This is a genomic window from Corynebacterium neomassiliense, from assembly GCF_900626215.1.
Lineage (GTDB): Bacteria > Actinomycetota > Actinomycetes > Mycobacteriales > Mycobacteriaceae > Corynebacterium > Corynebacterium neomassiliense.
Genome location: NZ_LR131106.1, coordinates 899,378 through 917,307, shown reverse-complemented (window position 1 = coordinate 917,307; position 17,930 = coordinate 899,378). Strand labels below are relative to the sequence as shown.

10 protein-coding genes and 1 tRNA gene are annotated in these 17,930 nt (G+C 67.9%); 8 read left to right on the top strand and 3 right to left on the bottom strand.

The features are described from left to right. Positions 1 to 18 precede the first annotated feature (18 nt). Both E0E18_RS03975 and E0E18_RS03970 read right to left on the bottom strand, forming a co-directional pair. Complete coding sequence (locus E0E18_RS03975) at positions 19 to 1,473, bottom strand: glyceraldehyde-3-phosphate dehydrogenase (protein WP_066583167.1); 1,455 nt, start codon at positions 1,471 to 1,473, stop codon at positions 19 to 21. 122 nt (positions 1,474 to 1,595) lie between these two features. Beyond that, positions 1,596 to 3,044, bottom strand: a complete 1,449-nt coding sequence (locus E0E18_RS03970; protein WP_130839390.1) for an amino acid permease — start codon at positions 3,042 to 3,044, stop codon at positions 1,596 to 1,598. 485 nt (positions 3,045 to 3,529) lie between these two features. Here E0E18_RS03970 and E0E18_RS03960 point away from each other — a divergent pair, with 485 nt between their 5' ends. From E0E18_RS03960 to E0E18_RS03945, 4 genes are read left to right on the top strand one after another with little or no spacing between them, the layout of a single operon-like run. Then, positions 3,530 to 6,949, top strand: a complete 3,420-nt coding sequence (locus E0E18_RS03960; RefSeq protein ID WP_110481236.1) for a DEAD/DEAH box helicase — start codon at positions 3,530 to 3,532, stop codon at positions 6,947 to 6,949. Next, positions 6,933 to 7,982, top strand: coding sequence for an SWIM zinc finger family protein (locus E0E18_RS03955; protein WP_161972241.1), 1,050 nt, complete (start codon positions 6,933 to 6,935; stop codon positions 7,980 to 7,982). The genes E0E18_RS03960 and E0E18_RS03955 overlap by 17 nt, the downstream gene beginning before the upstream one ends. Position 7,983: 1 nt before the next feature. Continuing rightward, positions 7,984 to 9,321, top strand: a complete 1,338-nt coding sequence (locus E0E18_RS03950) for a metallophosphoesterase family protein (RefSeq protein ID WP_110481238.1) — start codon at positions 7,984 to 7,986, stop codon at positions 9,319 to 9,321. Next, positions 9,315 to 12,041, top strand: coding sequence for an AAA family ATPase (locus tag E0E18_RS03945; protein ID WP_130839388.1), 2,727 nt, complete (start codon positions 9,315 to 9,317; stop codon positions 12,039 to 12,041). The genes E0E18_RS03950 and E0E18_RS03945 overlap by 7 nt, the downstream gene beginning before the upstream one ends. A gap of 149 nt (positions 12,042 to 12,190) precedes the next feature. On the opposite strand, the gene E0E18_RS03940 is transcribed toward E0E18_RS03945, so the two are convergent. Further along, a tRNA-Arg gene (locus tag E0E18_RS03940) sits at positions 12,191 to 12,263 on the bottom strand. A gap of 157 nt (positions 12,264 to 12,420) precedes the next feature. On the opposite strand from E0E18_RS03940, the gene argS reads away from it, so the two are divergent. The 4 genes from argS (at position 12,421) to thrB (ending at position 17,925) form a co-directional block, all read left to right on the top strand. Continuing rightward, positions 12,421 to 14,097 (top strand): arginine--tRNA ligase, encoded by a 1,677-nt coding sequence (gene argS / locus E0E18_RS03935; RefSeq protein WP_130839387.1) that lies wholly within the window; start codon positions 12,421 to 12,423, stop codon positions 14,095 to 14,097. Then, the gene (gene lysA, locus E0E18_RS03930) at positions 14,094 to 15,515 is read left to right on the top strand and encodes a diaminopimelate decarboxylase (RefSeq protein ID WP_419866036.1); all 1,422 of its coding nucleotides are present in this window, start codon (positions 14,094 to 14,096) and stop codon (positions 15,513 to 15,515) included. The genes argS and lysA overlap by 4 nt, the downstream gene beginning before the upstream one ends. A gap of 134 nt (positions 15,516 to 15,649) precedes the next feature. Then, positions 15,650 to 16,972 (top strand): homoserine dehydrogenase, encoded by a 1,323-nt coding sequence (locus E0E18_RS03925; protein WP_130839385.1) that lies wholly within the window; start codon positions 15,650 to 15,652, stop codon positions 16,970 to 16,972. After that, positions 16,972 to 17,925, top strand: coding sequence for a homoserine kinase (thrB, locus tag E0E18_RS03920; protein ID WP_404827194.1), 954 nt, complete (start codon positions 16,972 to 16,974; stop codon positions 17,923 to 17,925). Before E0E18_RS03925 ends, thrB begins: the two co-directional genes overlap by 1 nt. Positions 17,926 to 17,930 lie beyond the last annotated feature (5 nt).

Sequence of the window (17,930 nt, the reverse complement as noted above, 5' to 3'; positions counted from 1 at the left end):
CGCCCCCGGCGGTCACTTTCAGTGCAGGTCGGCGGGCTCGACTCGGGCGGGGTAGACCTTGGGCCGTGCACCGGCAATGTCCTCGACGATGCGGATGACCTGGTTGGAGTATCCGAACTCGTTGTCGTACCAGACGTAGAGGACGAGGTTCTTCCCGTCGGAGATGGTGGCGAGCCCGTCGACGATTCCGGCGTGAGTGGAACCGACGAAGTCGGAGGAGACCACGTCAGGGGACTTGATGTAGTCGATCTGCTGCCTGAGGCTGGAGTGCAGCGCGACCTTGTGGAGAAACTCGTTGACCTCGTCCCGGGTCGTCTCCTCGACGAGGTTCAGGTTGAGCACCGCCATTGAGACGTCCGGGGTGGGGACCCGGATCGCGTTGCCGGTCAGCTTTCCGGCCAGTTCGGGGAGTGCCTTGGCCACTGCGCGGGCCGCACCGGTCTCGGTGAGGACCATGTTGAGTCCGGCGGCACGGCCACGGCGGGGCCCCTTGTGGAAATTGTCGGTGAGGTTCTGGTCGTTCGTGAACGAGTGGACCGTCTCGACGTGGCCGTGCACGATGCCGTAGCGGTCGTTGATGACCTTCAGAACCGGGGTGATGCCGTTGGTGGTACAGGACGCGGCCGAGAGAATCCGGTCGGAATCCTCGATGTCGCCGTGGTTGATGCCGTAGACGATGTTCTTCACGTCACCCTTGCCCGGGGCGGTGAGCAGGACTTTGGACACCCCCTTCGACCGGAGGTGCCGGGACAGTCCCTCACGGTCACGCCAGACTCCGGTGTTGTCGACGACGACAGCGTTGTCGATCCCGTAGGCGGTGTAGTCGATCTCGGCGGGGTCAGAGGCGTAGATCACCTGGATGGCTGTCCCGTTCGCCCAGATGACCTCGTTCTCCTCGTCCACGGTGATCGTCCCGTCGAAGGCCCCGTGGATCGAGTCCCGGCGCAGGAGGCTGGCACGCTTGTCGATGTCGTCGTCGCTCTTCTTGCGCAGCACCACTGCACGCAGGCGGACACCCCCGTAGGTCGCCTCCCGGGCGATGAGGATGCGGGCGAGGAGACGGCCGATCCGGCCGAAACCGTAGAGCACGACATCCACCGGCTCGGTCCTGGTGTGACGTCCGATGACCTCGGAGAGTTCACGTTCCAGGTAGGCGCGGAGGTCACCTCCCTCCGCCTCGTAACCGGTGGCCAGGCGACCCAGGTCGATCGAGGCGGTGCCCAGGTTCATCTCCACGAGCTCCTGCAGTATCGGCAGGGTGGCGCTGAGGGGGAGTTCCCGGTCGGTGACCAGGCGGGCGTAGCGGTGGCTCTTGATGATGTCGATGTCCGTGACATTGACGAGCAGCCGTCCGAATACGGACGTGACGACGTTGTGCTCGTTGTGCAGACGGGTGATCAGCGGCAGGATCTGCTGCGCCAGTGCGATTCGCGAACTCCAGTCGCTCTGGTTTGCGGGGGCCTGTGCGGTCATGTGGGTCCTGTTCCTCCGTGGGTGTTCTGAGACGGGCAGATGCCGGACGCGGCTGGGGACCCGGCTGAGTCCCGGGTGGGGTGCCGGTTGCCCCTACGGTAGTTCAGACCCCACACCGTCTCCTAGTCGGCTGTCCGTTTGATGCCCCGGGCCCCCTCTGACTCCACCCCTGCCGGCCCGCGCCGCCGCCGCGTCAGCGGATAGAGGGCACTCATCAGTACCGTGAAGACCACCCCGGCGACGAGCGCTGACCGGAACTCCTCCAGCCAGAACATCGTCCCGAACGTCAGCAGGATCACGGCGACGGCGAAGTACTGGCCGAAGGGCCACAACGGGACGCGGAACCGGAGGGACGCGGCGTCCACCGGTTCCTGCCCGAACCACCCCTGCCTTCCGGCCAGGTGGGCCAGCAGGATCATGAGCCAGACGAACACGGTGGCGAATGTGGCGAGGGCGGCGATCGAGGAGAAGAGGTCGGCGGCGGTGTCGCTCCACAGCTGGAGTGCGACACCGGTGACGAGGACCACCAGCATCGCAGCCACCGTCGTGACCGGCACACCGCCGGAGCTGAGCCGGGCGAATGCGGCCGGAGCGAGATGTTCGCGGGCCATGCCGAACACGACACGGCCGGCACCGTAGAGGTCGGAGTTCACGGCGGAGAGGGCGGCGGTGATGACGACGACGTTGAGGGCGGTGGCGGCCCAGCCCACTCCGAGACTGCTGAAGATCTGGACGAAGGGGGACTCCTCACCGGTGATCCGGCGCCACGGGATCACGGACACGATGACCAGGATCGCCAGGACGTAGAACAACAGGATCCTCATCGGGACAGTGTTCACGGCCCTGGGGATGGTGGTCTCGTGGTCCCTGGCCTCGCCTGCGGCGACGCCGATGGTCTCGGTCCCGCCGAAAGCGAACAGGACGAGGATGAGTGAGCCGAGGACGCCGGTGACACCGTTGGGGAACAGTCCGCCGTCATTCCACAGGTTGTCGATCCCCGCCTGTCCGCCGGTGTCGACGTTGAAGACCAGGATAGCCGCACCACCTGCGATCATCGCGACGACGGCGACCACCTTGACCAGGGTGAACCAGAACTCCAGTTCGCCGTACCAGCGTGTGCTGGCGAGGTTGGCCGCCGCGACGATGACGAGAGCGACGGCGACCCAGACCCAGCCCGGGGTGTCCGGGTACCAGAAGCGCATGTACAGGGCCACCGCAGTCAGGTCGGCGAGGCAGACGATGATCATCTCGAAGGCGTACATCCACCCGGTGATGTACCCGGCCCAGGGGCCGAGATACCTGCGGCAGTATTCGGCGAAGGAACCGGCGACGGGGTTGGCGACCGCCATCTCACCCAGGGCGCGGAGCATGAAGTAGACGACCGCGCCGCCGAGGAGGTAGACGAAGACGACACCGGGGCCGGCGGTGCCGATTGCGTCCGACGAGCCGTAGAACAGTCCGGTGCCGATGGCGGAACCCAGGGCGATGAAGTGGATGTGCCGGTGGCGCAGTGTTCTCTGCAGCTGACGGGTGTACGCGGTCTCCTGGACGGTCTCAGTCACGCCGGTCATCCTATCTTCCGGCGCTCCCGCCGCCTGCAGTGGCCGGCAGGTCGCGGGAGGGGGAGGGGAGGGCCCCTCTACNGCGGGTCGTGCACAGTCGACCGGCGGAGGACACACGCGTGGACCATCCCCCGAACTCGTCCCGGCTGTAGCCGAGGACGTGGGTGCGTCGGGGGACAGTCAGGACCCTGCTGAGCAGGGTTTCCACGGTCCGGCGGTCCGTGGCGTCCTGCCCGGGGCCGGCTCCGCAGGCGGCGAGGGCTGTCACGAGAACAACGGTGAGAACTGTCGCGGGGACGGTGGCTGCTGTCATGGACCTGTCAGACTCCGCCCGGAGTCCCGGGGTTCCGGGAGGGGTTCCGGGAGGGGTGGCGGGCGGGGTGGCTGGCAGGGGTGGTGGTTGCGTGCGCCGGGGTGTCCACAGGGGTGCGGGGACGCCGCGGGTTGTGGACTGCCGGGGCGGTGCTGTCCGGTGCCCGTGGTACACAAGGGGAGTGACTGAACACCGGGTGCATCTGTTGTGGCTGACCGACCGGGGACTGCAGCTCTGGGTGGAGCAGGTCCCCGGTCACGCCGTGGTCGTCGACCCGTCGGCGCTGGGGGAGGGGGATCTCCCGGAACCCTTGCTGGACCTGGTGGGGAGCAGGGTGCTGCGGCGCAGAGAAGGGCTGAAGGTCGTCACCCCGAAAGGAAAGCTGAAGACCCTGCCGTTGTACACGCAGTCGTGGATACCGGAGCAGTCACTCGGTGTGCTGGCGCGGTTGTCACACTACGTCGACGATGCCGGTGTCGTCGGGCCCCGGGGGAAAGGCCCGGCCGGCACTACGGGCTCTGCGGATTCCGGTGTCACTCCGGGACTGAGCCCCGAGGTCGTGTGGGCGGTGCACCTTTACCGTTTTCTCTGCGAGATCGTGGCAGCAGGCAGGGTGATGGTGCGTCTGCAGTTCTCCGACAGTCAGTGGTTTCCTGTGTGGTGCATCTCCACCAGCGGGCGGCACAACCGGATCCTCCGGGAGTTCCGTGACACGGCCCCTGCTGTGCTGACGGTGAACGGTGGTGACGACGTGGTGACACGTATGGCCGACGAACTGGTGCACTGGATGTGTGTCTCCCTTCTGCAGGACCGGCTGCCGCGGGCCGGCGTCGAGCCCGGGAACCACTTCGTCTCCGCCCTGGTGTCGGGGCAGGCGGACTCCCGCCTCACCCCGGTCGTCGCCGACGGCCTGGCGGAGTGGCGCCGCTCGGCCAGGGAAGCCACCACCCGCACCGTCCTGGTTCTCCAGGAACCGCTGACCGGGGAGACCGACGGCGGCACCACGGGAGCGGACACCGCTGAACCGTCAGTCGGGGAGACGGTCCCCGCGGAACGTGCAACGGCAGACCGCAGGGCCGGGCTGCCGGACCCGGACTCACGCTGCTGGCGTCTGGAGGTCAGACTCTCTGTCGACGACGCGCCCGCCGAGCGGCTGCCGGCCACCTCCGTGGACGAACCCACCAGGCGGGCACTGCGGAGGGCCCTGGATGCGGCGTACCGTGCCTGGCCCGGTCTGAGGGACGCCGGGACCGCCGTCGAAGGGTGGATGCGGACCGGGGTCTGGTTTCCCGACCCCGATGTTCTCACCGGTGACCGTGACGAGGACCGGGCGCTGGCTTTCGCTCTCACGACCGCGGATGTCGAGGAACTGCTGACCGAGGGTGTGCCGGCACTTGCCGCGTCCGGCACGGAGGTTCTGGTGCCCAGGGGATGGTCCACCGTCAGACCCGCAGTCAGAGTGCGTGTGACACCGGTCGGTACGGGCCCGTCGGAGGGCAGGATGGGAATGGACCAGGTTCTCTCCTTCGACTGGAGTATTTCGGTCGACGGAGAGGAACTCAGTCAGGCGCAGAAGAATGAGCTGCTCACGACTGCAGGGTCGACTGTGCGGATACGGGGACGGTTCGTGCGACTGGACAGGGCCGCGTTGTCCCGGGCCAGGAACTACTTCCGTTCGATGACCGACGCCGAAGACTCCACGGGTACCCGGACCACCACCGCGGAGAAGAGTGGGCCGGGAGCAGACAGGTCGGAGCAGGAGCAGTGGGAGAACTCCCGTACGACCCTCACAGTCCGAGAACTTGTCGCAGCTCAGATGAGGGCCGGGGACCAGCCGTGGGATGACGACCCCGACTTCACCCTTGAGGCGCAGGACTGGATCGGCAGAATCTTCGGCGGCAGCACCCACGGGGAGGGGAAAGAGGGGAAGGAGTCCACCGGGTTGGCCGGGACAGCGTTTTCTCCCCCGGAGCGGGTGACCGTACCGTCCACGGTGACGGTCCCCCTGCGGGACCACCAGCAGCGGGGACTGAACTGGCTGGTGTGGATGTACCGGCACCGGCTCGGAGCCGTTCTCGCCGACGACATGGGCCTGGGCAAGACACTGCAGGTTCTCAGCCTTCTGGCCTGGGAGTCTGTGAACGGTGAGAAGACGGGCCCCACCCTCGTCGTCGCCCCGACCTCGGTCCTGGACACCTGGCGGGGAGAGGTGGAACGCCATGTCCCGTCCCTGAAGGTGCTTGTCGACCACGGTTCCGCCAAGGTGGCGGAGAAGGATTTCCCGGAGGCGGCGGGATCTGCGGACATCGTTCTGACCAGCTACGGCACAGTTGCCCGGAATGCCGGTCGGTACGCCGGGGTCCACTGGGGAAGGGTCGTCGCCGATGAGGCACAGAACATCAAGAATCCCGGCACCGCCCAGTCACGGGCGGTGCGTTCCCTGGAGGCCGACCACCGGCTCGCGCTCAGCGGAACCCCGGTGGAGAACCGGCTGTCGGAGTTGCACACCCTGATGGATTTCTGCAACCCCGGTCTGCTCGGCTCGGCGAAGGCCTTCCACAATGCGATCGGGTCCCAGATCGAAAGGGACAGGAATCCCCGCGACGTCGAAAGGCTCCACCGTCTTGTCGACCCATTCATCCTTCGCCGAGAGAAGACTGACGAGAGCCTCGGCCTGGGCCTCCCCGGCAAACACGAGTACACCGACCTGGTACCCCTCACCGCAGAGCAGGCAGCTCTCTACCAGGCCTATACACAGGACATCCGGGAGAGACTGCAGTCCAGTTCCACGGAGAGGCGCAGCGGACTGGTGCTGGCAGCGCTCACCCACTTCAAGGAGATCTGCAACCACCCTGCACACTTCAGCGGGGACGGATCCGGTGTGAAGAGGGACGGTGTGCACCGCTCCGGCAAGGTGGAGAGGCTCTGGCAGATCGTCGGTGACGCCCTGGCCGGCCACCGTCGTGTGCTGGTGTTCACTCAGTTCCCGTCGTTCGGCCGCATGCTCGCCCCTGAGATGGAGAAAGATTTCGGCATCGAGGTTCCCGTGCTCCACGGAGGTCTCAGCAGGAAGGCCAGGACCACACTGGTCGACCGTTTCCAGGAGTCTGACGGCCCGGAGGTCATGATCCTGTCCACCCGTGCGGGAGGAACCGGTATCACCCTCACCAGAGCGAGCGTGGTGGTGCACATCGACCGGTGGTGGAACCCCGCCGTCGAGGACCAGGCGACCGACCGGGCGTACCGTATCGGCCAGGGTCAGGAGGTCAGCGTCCACAAACTCATCGCCACAGGTACCCTCGACGAGAGGATCAACGACATCCTCGGAGCGAAAAGGGACCTCGCCGGAGATGTCGTCAGCGCGGGCGAGAGCTGGCTGACCAGGATGGACAATGATGCTCTCCAGGACCTCTGGCGTCTGGAGAACTCCACCTCGGACCGCAGATTCGGCACAGGCGGCCCGGACGGTGAGGAGGAGCTGCAGAAAGCGGCGGAACTGGCGGAACTGCAGAAGGCGGAGTTCCGGGAGGATCTCGCCCGCAGGTACCCGGTGAAAAACGTCAGCGACAATGAAGGTGACAGTGATGACGGACAGCAGTGACACCCCCCGGTCCGGACGCCGCCTGGGTACCCCGCGGCCGGAATGGGGGGACAATGTCATCCAGGCTGACTTCGGGGCCCGGGGGAGGCGCCGTGGCGTGCCCCGGGGCACCGGGACCCGGGACTCCCGGGTCACGGCGTCCTCCGGGGTCCGGGGTACTGCACCGGTACGTTCCGGTCCGCAGAAGGACGCCGCGGGCCAGGCGCGGAGCTGGGCCGGGCGGACGCTGACGGATGCGGTGGCCCGGGGCGCGGACACGGCGAGGAGGTCCCGGGGCCGCGAATACTACCGCGAGGGCAGGGTCCTGAGCTTCGACCTGACCCCGGGCGAAGTGAATGCCCTGGTCTCAGGTTCGCAGCTGGAACCGTTCGAGGTGTCCCTACGGTGGCGCACGCTGAGCGGCAACCAGGTCAGGTACATCAGTGCGGAGTGCCGGGAACACCCGGACGACCTGTCCCGACTGCTGGCCGGCAGAGAACCGCGCCGGGATGTCGCGACACTGCTGTTCAGGGAGGACGATCTCCTGGACTCCCGCTGCACCTGCCCGGACCGTGGCGGGATCTGCAAGCACCGTGTCGCGGTGTCACTGGCCGTGGCGGATCAGTTCGGCTCCGATCCCCTCAGCTTCCTGTCCTGGAGAGGGATCGACGTCGACCGCCTCCTCGGTGACGTGGCCGACCGACGGGAGGACGGTCACCGGGACCGCAGGGCAACCGGACGGGACGACCCGCAGAACGACAGAGGCGGCGACGAGGAGGACGCCGGAACGCGATACACCGCAGAGGAGTTCTGGGGAAGGCCGGGGAATGTGCCACAGTGGTCACCGTTGGACACCGAGTTCGGGCTCGGGCTCGGGGACCTCGGTGCCAGGGACGCCGTGATCCGGAAAGTCAGCTGGAACACCGTCGACCAGCTCCACGTCCTCGACGAACTCGAGACCTGCTATGAACTCCTCACCGGTGACGGGGACCGGGTGTTCGGATCAGAACCCTGGCTGTCCGGCGCACCTGACAGAATCGCTGACCGTGACTGACATGCACACAGGACCAGAAACCCGGACCGGGACCACCATCCCCCCGGTCCCCGCCCACACGGTACGGATCCTCCACACCTCGGACTGGCAGCTGGGAATGAAACGCTGGTTCCTCGGTGACGAGGCCGGCCCCCGGTACCAGGAGGCACGGCTCGCCGTCATCGAGAGGATCCTCGACCTGGCGGTGGAGAACTCCTGCACCGCCGTAGTCGTCGCCGGGGACGTCTTCGACGACAACCTCGTCGACGACCGCACCTGGCGACGCGCCGTCGATGTTCTGCGCCGCTCCCCGGTACCGGTGTTCCTGCTGCCGGGCAACCACGACCCCTACGATCCGGCGAGCATCTACCGGGACCCGGTGTTCGACAGTCTGCGTCCCACGGTGCAGGTCCTCACGGACAGCGCATCCCACGTCGTCGCCACGGTCCCGGACGACGCCCCGGTACTGGAGGTCATCGGGGCACCCCTGCTGTCGAGGTACATGGAATCGGACACGGTCGCGGCCGCCCTGCGGGAGATCCGGGACCGTGACGCCCCGTCGGACGCCACCGTCCCCGGCGACCGCGCGCGGGTCCGCGTCCTCGTCGGCCACGGGGCGACCCGGTCGCGCACCTCGGGGGAGGACCCGGCCGTCATCGACGTCGATGGGGCGGCCGAGGCCTGCAGGCGTCGTACCGTGGACTACGTCGCCCTCGGTGACACGCACTCTGCGGTGCAGCTCAGCCCGGACAACACCGTCTGGTATTCGGGAAGCCCCGAACCCACCGACTTCCGGGAGGAAGACGGAGGAGGGGAGAGTCGCTCAGGGTTCGTACTGGTCGTCGATGTCACGGTCGATCCGGACGACCCCGGTGCCCCGGCCGAGGTCGCGGTATGCGAGGTGCCGGTGGGAACCTGGCACTTTCTGGCACTGTCTGCCGGGGTCGACTCCCGTGAGGAGGTGGGTGAGTGGATCTCGCGGTTGGAGAGTCTGCCGGACAAGAGGACGACGGTGGTGAAGTACGCGCTGACCGGGACGGTGGATCTCGAGACCGGTGCACTGCTGGACCGGGAGACCGCACGGGTCGCCCCCACATTCGCCGCCCTCTACCCACGTGAGCGGCTGATGGACCTCCACACCGTCCCCGGTGAGGGAGAGCTGTCAGACATCGACCTGCCCGGGGCGGTGGGTGCGGCCGCGCGGACCCTGGCGGAGATGACCACCTCCGGAGACTCCACCGCCCGCGACGCCCTGCGACTGCTCTACCGGTTGTCTGCCGACCGGACGTCAGAGGTGCGGGGGGAACAGGGGGGAACAGACAGTGCAGATACCCCGGGAACAGGAGGCGTGACATGCTGACAGTGCACTCACTGACTCTCGACCATGTGGCGGGGGTGGACCACGCCCACGTCGAGCTGCCGGACACCGGTGTCGTGGTCATCCACGGCCCCAACGAGTCGGGGAAGTCGACACTGCTCACGGCATTCCGGCTGCTGCTCGACGATGTCGGGGTCAGCTCCCGTGCCGCACGGGTCAGGGCGTTGAAGAGCGTGACCGTCGACGAACCGACCACCGTGTCCGCGGACCTCACCGTCGCAGGACACCGGTTGACCGTCCTGAAGAGTTTCAACAGGGGAGGAGGGCGCTGTGAACTCACCGTCCGGTCCCCCCGGCCCGAGAGCCTCACCGGCCGCCGTGCGGAGGAGAGGTTCGCAGAGCTGCTCGCACAGGGAGTCGACACCGGCCTCACCGACGCCCTGGTGATCGAACAGGGGAAAGGCCTGGACATTCTTGCGGCGGCGGGAATCCGCAGCCTGGAACAGGCACTGGGGGCCGAAGTAACCTCTGATGACGGCATCCCGGCAGGTGACGGTGGCAGGGCAGGTGAGCTCATCGACCGGATCGGCGCGGAGTACGCACGGTACCGGACTCCGGGAGGACGCCCTGCCAGGGAACTGTCCGCTGCCGTGACAGCTTTCGAAGATGCCGGGGCAGCCCACACCGCAGCAGAGGAACGTTGCAACCGGGCCCGGAATCTCACCGTGGAGCTGGAACGGCTCAACGCGGAGAAAGCCGCGGTGCTCACCGAGGAACCCACTGCGGTCGAGGAGGCCACCGCCGCAGCGCAGGCGCTGGCCGAGGGGAAGGCGGCGATGTCCGAACTGGACCGGTACTCCGCCGCGGTGACCGTTGCCCGGGGAGCACGTGACCTGGCGGCACAACGCCTCGCCGCGAGGGAGGCCAGGGTCAGGGACGTCAGGGAGGCGGAGGAGACGGTGAACGCCCTGGCCGGGCGGGTGGACGAGCTTGCAGGCTACGCCGAGGAGGAGAAGACCGCCGCCGATTCTCTCGGAGCTGCGCTGACGGCCGCGCGGGTGCGCTCCAGGGTCGCCGCAGCATGGGCGGCGTGGCTGAAGGCGGTCGGAGTCAGAGAGGAGATCCGCACCCGGATCGGAGAGCTCGCCGACCGTACGACCCGGGCGGAGGAGGTGGCCCGTAGGATCCGGGAGATCGGTGAGACGGTGAAGGACAATCCGGTCACTGACACGGTGCTGGAGAACCTGCGGACCGCGGACGCCGAGTTGCGTCAGGCCGTCACCGTCCGTGACGCGGTGGCCACCACCGTTGTCGTCAACGGCCCGAAGGAGGGGACCGTGACCGTCGACGGGACTTCGCGGTCTCTCCCGGACGGCGCCGTCACACTGCACGCCACAGGACGCCGAGACATCGGGGTCGGTGACTACACCGTGAGCGTGATTCCCGCGCGGGATGTCCACGAGGTCGGTGAGGATGTCGACCGGGCGGAGGAGGAACTCTCCCGGCTGCTCGCAGAGGCTGGAGTGTCCGACGTCGCGGAGGCCGAGGACATGGCCGGTCGGCGGCGGCGTGCCACCGAAGAGCACCGTGAGGCGTCGCTGCGACTCGCCCAGGTCACCGGAGGCATGTCCGTCACGGACCTGCGGGAGGCGCTTGCCCGGGAGGAGCTCAGGGAGTCGGAGTCGACAGGCGGGATCGACAGTCTGCTCGCCAGGGTCCGTGACGAGGACCCCGACGGGACGGTGACACTGCCCGGGGTACCCGACGGTGACCCGGAGACTGCCGCACCGCAGGTGACCGCGACCGTCGCCGGGCTGGAGACCGTGGCGGAATCGTCGGCGAAGGAGGTCGAGGACCTCCGGGAGGAACTCGACCGGGTCACCCGCTCCGGGGCGGGGGTACGTCTGGAGGCGGCGAGGGCGGAACTGGGGCGCGCACGTGAGAACCTCCGGCGCCTCTCCGAGACCCTGGAGGTGGAGCGGGAGCAGATCGGGGACACGGTCCTGTACAAGGAGGCGGAGGACGCCGGACGTGACCTCACCTCCGCGGAGGAGGCACTGGCTCTGGCGAAGAAGCGGGTGGGGGACGTGGACACGGACACTCTCGCGGCACTCGCGGACGGAGCAGCTGCACGTGTACGCAGGCTGCGTGAAAGAGCCGGGGAGATCGGTCACGCGGTGTCGCGGGTCACAGGCGCGCTGGGCCAGCATGCCGGGGCGGCCGAGGCGGTGGAGACGACACGCGCCGAACTGGAGCGTGCGCGACGCCGCCTCCGTCAGGTCGAACGTCGTGCAGAGGCAGCGGCCCTGCTGTACCAGGAGGTCAGGAAGGAACTGGTGGCGGCCAGACAGCGTTACCAGGCTCCCCTGAGGGAGGCTGTGGAACGGCTGGCCAGGACCCTGTACGGTGCACCGGCGGGCATCGACTTCGGCGATGACCTCGGTGTCACGGCCCGCACCCTGGACGGGACCACTCTCGACACCGGGCGGCTGTCCGGTGGCGCCCGGGAACAGCTTGCTGTCCTCACCCGACTGGCGGTGGCCGATCTGGTCGGTGGAGGTGACGGGGTGCCGGTGATCATCGACGACGCCCTCGGATTCTCCGACAGGGGAAGAGCAGGCAGGATGAACGTGGTGCTCGACAAGCTCGGCAAAAACCATCAGATCGTTGTCCTGACCTGTGACGTCAACAGGTTCGACAGTGTGCCCGGGGCCAGTTTCGTGCCGATGGAGCAGGTCCTGCAGGGGAAGGGGATCCACTGACCGCCCGCCTGACCGTGGACCGTTTCTGAGGTGGACGGTCCCTGCGACACGCTCGGTGGTTACGGTGGTCACCGATGGTCACTGTGGTCACTGTGGATGCAGCGGACACGGAAAAACCCCGGCGCAGATGCGCCGGGGTTTTCAGCATGTGCCCCCGAGACGATTCGAACGTCCGACCGCTGGTACCGGAAACCAGTGCTCTATCCCCTGAGCTACGGAGGCAATGACGATGACTATAGCACCGCCGGGTACGCGTCCCGCAAACCGCCTGTACGACACGTCTGTCATTATCCCGGCTCCGGTCCGTCCTCCTGTTCACTGCCCGGTTCACACCGGTCGCGTACGGTCCGGTCGAGCTGCGTTGGTATTCTCGTCCACTGTGACTCCAGCAGACCTTTCCGTCCTCATCGCCGCCGCCGCGCGCACGGTGCTCACCGACCACGGGCGTGACGCGACCGTCGTCCCGGACCGGGCTGTCGTCGAACGTCCCCGTAACCCGGAGCACGGCGACTACTCGACCAACATCGCCCTGCAGACCGCGAAGAAGTCCGGTGCAGCTCCCCGGGAGCTCGCGACCTGGCTCGCGGAAGCGTTGGAGAGGACCGACGGTGTGGCCGCGGCAGAGGTGGCGGGGCCCGGTTTCATCAACATCAGGCTCGCCGCCGATGCGCAGGGCAGACTGGTCACCGACATCCTCGCCGCGGGTACGGGGTATGGCAGGGGGGAGGAGTACTCCGGGCAGCGGATCAACCTGGAGTTCGTGTCCGCCAATCCGACAGGGCCGATCCACCTGGGCGGGACCCGGTGGGCTGCTGTCGGGGACTCCCTTGGCAGGGTGCTGACGGCACGCGGTGCCCAGGTCACCCGTGAGTACTACTTCAACGACCACGGAACGCAGATCGACCGGTTCGCGCGGTCCCTCGTCGCCGCTGCCGAGGGCCGCCCGGCCCCGGAGGACGGGTACGGCGGAGACTACATCGCCGACATCGCCGCACAGGTCGCCGAAGCTCACCCGGACTGGTCGTCGCACTCTGCAGAGGAGATCCAGGAACTGTTCCGTGCGCAGGGCGTCGAGCTGATGTTCGCGCACATCAAGCGCACCCTGTCGGAGTTCGGCACCGAGTTCGACGTCTACTTCCACGAGAACTCCCTGTTCGAGTCCGGGGCGGTCGACCGGGCGATCGCCACCCTGAAGGACAACGGCAACCTCTACGAGGCTGACGGTGCCTGGTGGCTGAGGAGCACGGACTTCGGGGACGACAAGGACCGGGTGGTCATCAAGTCCGACGGGAACGCCGCCTACATCGCCGGCGACATCGCCTACATCGCCGACAAGATCGCTCGCGGCCACGACCTGTGCATCTACATGCTCGGGGCCGACCACCACGGGTACATCGCCCGTCTGAAGGCGGCTGCCGCTGCACTGGGCTATGACCCTGACCGGATCGAGGTCCTCATCGGCCAGATGGTCAACCTGGTGCGTGACGGCCACGCGGTGCGTATGTCCAAGCGCGCCGGGACCGTCATCACCCTCGACGACCTCGTCGAGGCGATCGGGGTGGACGCGGCGAGGTACGCACTCATCCGCTCTTCCGTCGACTCCTCCCTCGACATCGACATGGACCTGTGGACCAGCCGGAGCAACGACAATCCGGTCTTCTACGTCCAGTACGCGCACGCCCGCCTGTGCTCCCTGGCACGCAGGGCGTCGGAGAACGGGGTGGAGCTTCCGGAGAATCTGTCGGACCTGGACCTCGGCACTCTGACACACGAGCGCGAAGGGGACCTCATCCGTACCCTCGGCGAGTTCCCCTCGGTGCTGGCCACCGCTGCGGAACTGCGGGAACCCCACCGTGTCGCCCGGTACGCCGAGCACCTCGCGGGTACGTTCCACCGTTTCTACGATTCCTGCCAGGTCCTGCCCCGGAGCGGGGAGCCTTCGGGGGAGGACGCCGCCCCCGTCTTCCGTGCTCGTCTCGCCCTGGCCGCCGCCACCCGGGTCGTGCTGTCCAATGCCCTGGGACTGCTGGGCGTCTCGGCCCCTGAGAGGATGTGACCGTGGACCCTGAAGTGCACCTTCCCCCGGTCCCTCTGCGACGCCGCACCGAGACCCTCGAGGACTTCAACACCCTGCCGTCCCACGTCTTCCCGGCGTTCGCGCGGGTCAACGCGGACGGTGAACTGGAACTGGGCGGGATACCCGTGTCCGGTCTGGTCTCCAGGTACGGCACACCGGTCTTCGTCATGGACGAGGGGGACTTCCGCTCCCGGTGCCGGCGTATGGCCGCGGCCTTCGGCGGGGGTGGTCACGTCCACTACGCGTCCAAGGCGTTCCTGTCTGTGACGGTGGCCCGGTGGGTGGCGGAGGAGGGCCTCGCCCTCGACGTCGCCAGTCAGGGTGAGCTGGAGGTCGCCCTGGCTGCAGACTTCCCGCCGGACCGGATCACAGTCCACGGCAACAACAAGTCGGTTCCTTTCCTGGAACTTGCGGTGCGGGCCGGGGTGGAACTGATCGTCATCGACTCGGCCGAGGAGATCGTGCGCCTGTCCCGCGTGGCCGGGGAGCTGGGCGTCACCCAGGATGTGCTGGTGCGCGTCAAGCCGGGCGTGCATGTCGACACCCACGAGTTCATCGCCACCAGTCACGAGGACCAGAAGTTCGGCTTCTCTCTCGCCTCCGGATCTGCCGGCCGTGCGGCACTGACGGTCGTCGACACTCCGGGTATGAGGCTGCGTGGCCTGCACTGCCATGTGGGGTCGCAGGTCTTCGACGCGGACGGTTTCGGACTGGCCGCCGACCGGCTTCTCGGACTGTGGGCCCGACTGCTCGACGAGATGGGGGAGGGCACCGTCGAGGCGGCTGCCCTCGACATCCTCGACCTGGGCGGCGGTTACGGTATCGCCTACACTCCCGACCAGGAGGAGCTAGACGTGGAGACCGTTGCCGCCGATCTGCTGCGCCGCGTGCGTCAGGCGGCGGCGGAGCGGGGGTTGGACGCCCCGGTGCTCAACGTGGAGCCGGGCCGTGCCATCGCCGGTCCGTCCATGGTGACCCTGTACACGGTGGGCACCGTCAAGGACGTGCACACCTCGGACGACACGGTGCGCCGGTACATCTCGGTGGACGGCGGTATGAGCGACAACATCCGTCCTGCGTTGTACCAGGCGGAGTACGACTGTCGGCTGGCGAACCGCCGGGCGTCGGGCGTGCCCGTGCCCACCCGGGTCGTCGGCAGTCACTGCGAGTCCGGGGACATCCTGGTCAATGACGCGCTGATGCCCGACGACATCGCGGACGGGGACATCCTGGCGGTGCCGGCGACCGGCGCCTACTGCTACATGATGTCCTCGCACTACAACATGATGCCGAGACCGCCGGTGGTGGTCGTCGGCGGGGGGAGCTCCCGGGTGATGATCCGCAGGGAGACCGTGGCGGACATCCTGTCGCTGGAGAACACCGGGGACCACGCCTGACGGGCCGCCGTCACCGGCGCCGGTCACCGGTCGCTGTGACCGGTCGCTGTGACCGGTCCCGGAGACCTCCGCCGACGAGGTGTCGCCTATCATCGTCAGGAAACCACCCGCAACCACAGATCACGGGAAGAGATATGGCTGAACAGAACACGGATTCCACCGGGGTCCCCACCGTCGGTGTCGCCCTGCTCGGAATGGGCACGGTAGGCAGGGAGGTGCTCCGCATCCTCGGCCAGGCGGAGTCGGACTTCACCGCACGTATCGGAGGACGGCTCGAGGTCCGGGGGATCGCCGTCTCCGACCTGTCCAAGCCCCGCGAGGGCGTGGACGCGTCCCTGCTCACCGATGACGCACTCAGCCTGGTCCGGCGCGATGACATCGATCTGGTGATCGAGGTCATCGGGGGTATCGACTACCCGCGCACTGTGGTCCTCAACGCGCTCAGGGCGGGGAAGTCCGTGGTGACGGCGAACAAGGCGCTGGTCGCCGCGCACGCCATCGAGCTCTCGGACGCCGCGGACTCCTCCGGGGCGGACCTGTTCTTCGAGGCTGCGGTCGCCGCCGCCATCCCGGTGGTCGGTCCGCTGCGCCGCTCGTTGGCGGGTGACAAGGTCAACACCGTGATGGGGATCGTCAACGGCACCACCAACTTCATCCTCGACGCGATGGACAAGAGGGGGGCGTCCTACGACGAGATGCTCGCCGAAGCCACGGCGCTGGGGTACGCCGAGGCGGACCCGTCGGCGGACGTCGACGGATTTGACGCGGCGAGCAAGGCGGCCATCCTCGCCTCCCTGGCCTTCCATTCCCCGGTGTCTTTCGACGACGTCCACTGTGAGGGCATCCGGAACATCACCGCCGAGGACATCCGGGCGGCGAAGGCGGCCGGGTGCACCATCAAGCTGCTCGCCATCTGCGAGAGGCTCGTCGACGGTCAGGGCGGGGAGTCGGTCTCTGCCAGGGTCTACCCGGCTCTGGTGCCGCTGACCCACCCGTTGGCGACGGTCTCCGACTCCTTCAACGCCATCTTCGTCGTGGCCGAGTACGCGGGCCGGCTGATGTTCTACGGCAACGGTGCAGGCGGGGCTCCGACGGCCTCGGCGGTGCTCGGCGATGTCGTGGCCGCGGCCCGCAATGTGGTGCACGGTGGCCGGGCACCGGGGATGTCCACGTACGCGAACCTGCCGGTCGCCGACTTCGGTGAGGTGCGTACCCGTTACCACGTCGACATGAAGGTGCAGGACCGTCCCGGGGTGCTCGCGGAGGTGGCCTCGACCTTCTCCGCCCACGGCGTGTCGATCAAGACGGTCCGTCAGGAGGAGGACTCCGACGGGGCGCGGCTCGTCGTCATCACCCACCATGCCGTTGAGAAGGATCTCGAGGACACGGTCGAGGCGTTGAAGAAACTCGATGCGGTGAAGAACGTCCGCAGTGTGCTCAGGATGGAAGGGAACTGATGTCCGGGGTCCCCGTGGGTCGTACCGTGAGGGTGAGGGTTCCGGCGTCCACCGCCAACCTGGGGCCGGGGTTCGACACCCTCGGTCTGGCCGTGGACTTCACCGACGTCGTCGAGGTCGAGGCCACGGACTCCGGGCTCGAGGTCCTCGTCGAGGGCGAGGGCAGGGGGGAGGTTCCCCTGGACGAACGTCATCTTGTGGTCCGTGCCGTCCGAGCCGGTCTGAGGGAGGCGGACGCCGAGGTCCGCGGCCTGAAGGTCACCTGCCACAATGTGATCCCCCATTCGCGGGGGCTCGGTTCCTCGGCTGCAGCTGCGGTCGCGGGGGTGGTGGCGGCGTCGGCGCTGGCCGGCGACCCGACGCCGGACAGGCCGACAGGGGCCCTCGACGACGCCACGGTCATCCAGCTCGCGGCGTCCTTTGAAGGGCATCCGGACAATGCGGCGGCGAGCGTGCTCGGTGGCGGGGTCGTCTCGTGGACCAACATTCCCGTCGACGGTCGCAGTGCCCCGGAGTACCGTGCCGTCGGCGTGCCGGTGCACGCATCGGTGCGGGCGACCGCGCTGATCCCCGATTTCCACGCCTCGACTGAGGCGGTGCGTCGCGTGCTGCCCAGTGATGTCTCCCATGTCGACGCCAGGTTCAACGTGTCGCGTGCGGCCCTGCTGCCGGTGGCGTTGTCAAGGCACCCTGAACTGCTGTGGGAGGCGACCAGGGACCGGCTGCACCAGCCCTACCGTGCGGAGGTGCTGCCGGTGTCCTCTGAATGGGTCAACAGGCTCCGCAACCTGGGCTACCCGGCGTTCCTGTCCGGGGCCGGTCCCACGGTGATGGTGCTGTCGACCCGCCCGGTCGAGCCTGCCCTGCTCGATGAGGCACGTGCCCGTGGACTGAGGGTCCTGGAGACTGTCGCGGGTGGCCGGGTGACGGCAGAAGTGGTCCGTCCGGCCTGAAGATG

What these genes read in the sequence shown, in the direction of transcription:
- E0E18_RS03945 (WP_130839388.1), top strand. Translation starts at nt 9,315, where the DNA reads ATGCTGACAGTGCACTCACTGACTCTCGACCATGTGGCGGGGGTGGAC.
- E0E18_RS03970 (WP_130839390.1), bottom strand. Translation starts at nt 3,044, where the DNA reads ATGACCGGCGTGACTGAGACCGTCCAGGAGACCGCGTACACCCGTCAG.
- E0E18_RS03950 (WP_110481238.1), top strand. Translation starts at nt 7,984, where the DNA reads ATGCACACAGGACCAGAAACCCGGACCGGGACCACCATCCCCCCGGTC.
- E0E18_RS03975 (WP_066583167.1), bottom strand. Translation starts at nt 1,473, where the DNA reads ATGACCGCACAGGCCCCCGCAAACCAGAGCGACTGGAGTTCGCGAATC.
- E0E18_RS03925 (WP_130839385.1), top strand. Translation starts at nt 15,650, where the DNA reads ATGGCTGAACAGAACACGGATTCCACCGGGGTCCCCACCGTCGGTGTC.
- E0E18_RS03955 (WP_161972241.1), top strand. Translation starts at nt 6,933, where the DNA reads ATGACGGACAGCAGTGACACCCCCCGGTCCGGACGCCGCCTGGGTACC.
- thrB (WP_404827194.1), top strand. Translation starts at nt 16,972, where the DNA reads ATGTCCGGGGTCCCCGTGGGTCGTACCGTGAGGGTGAGGGTTCCGGCG.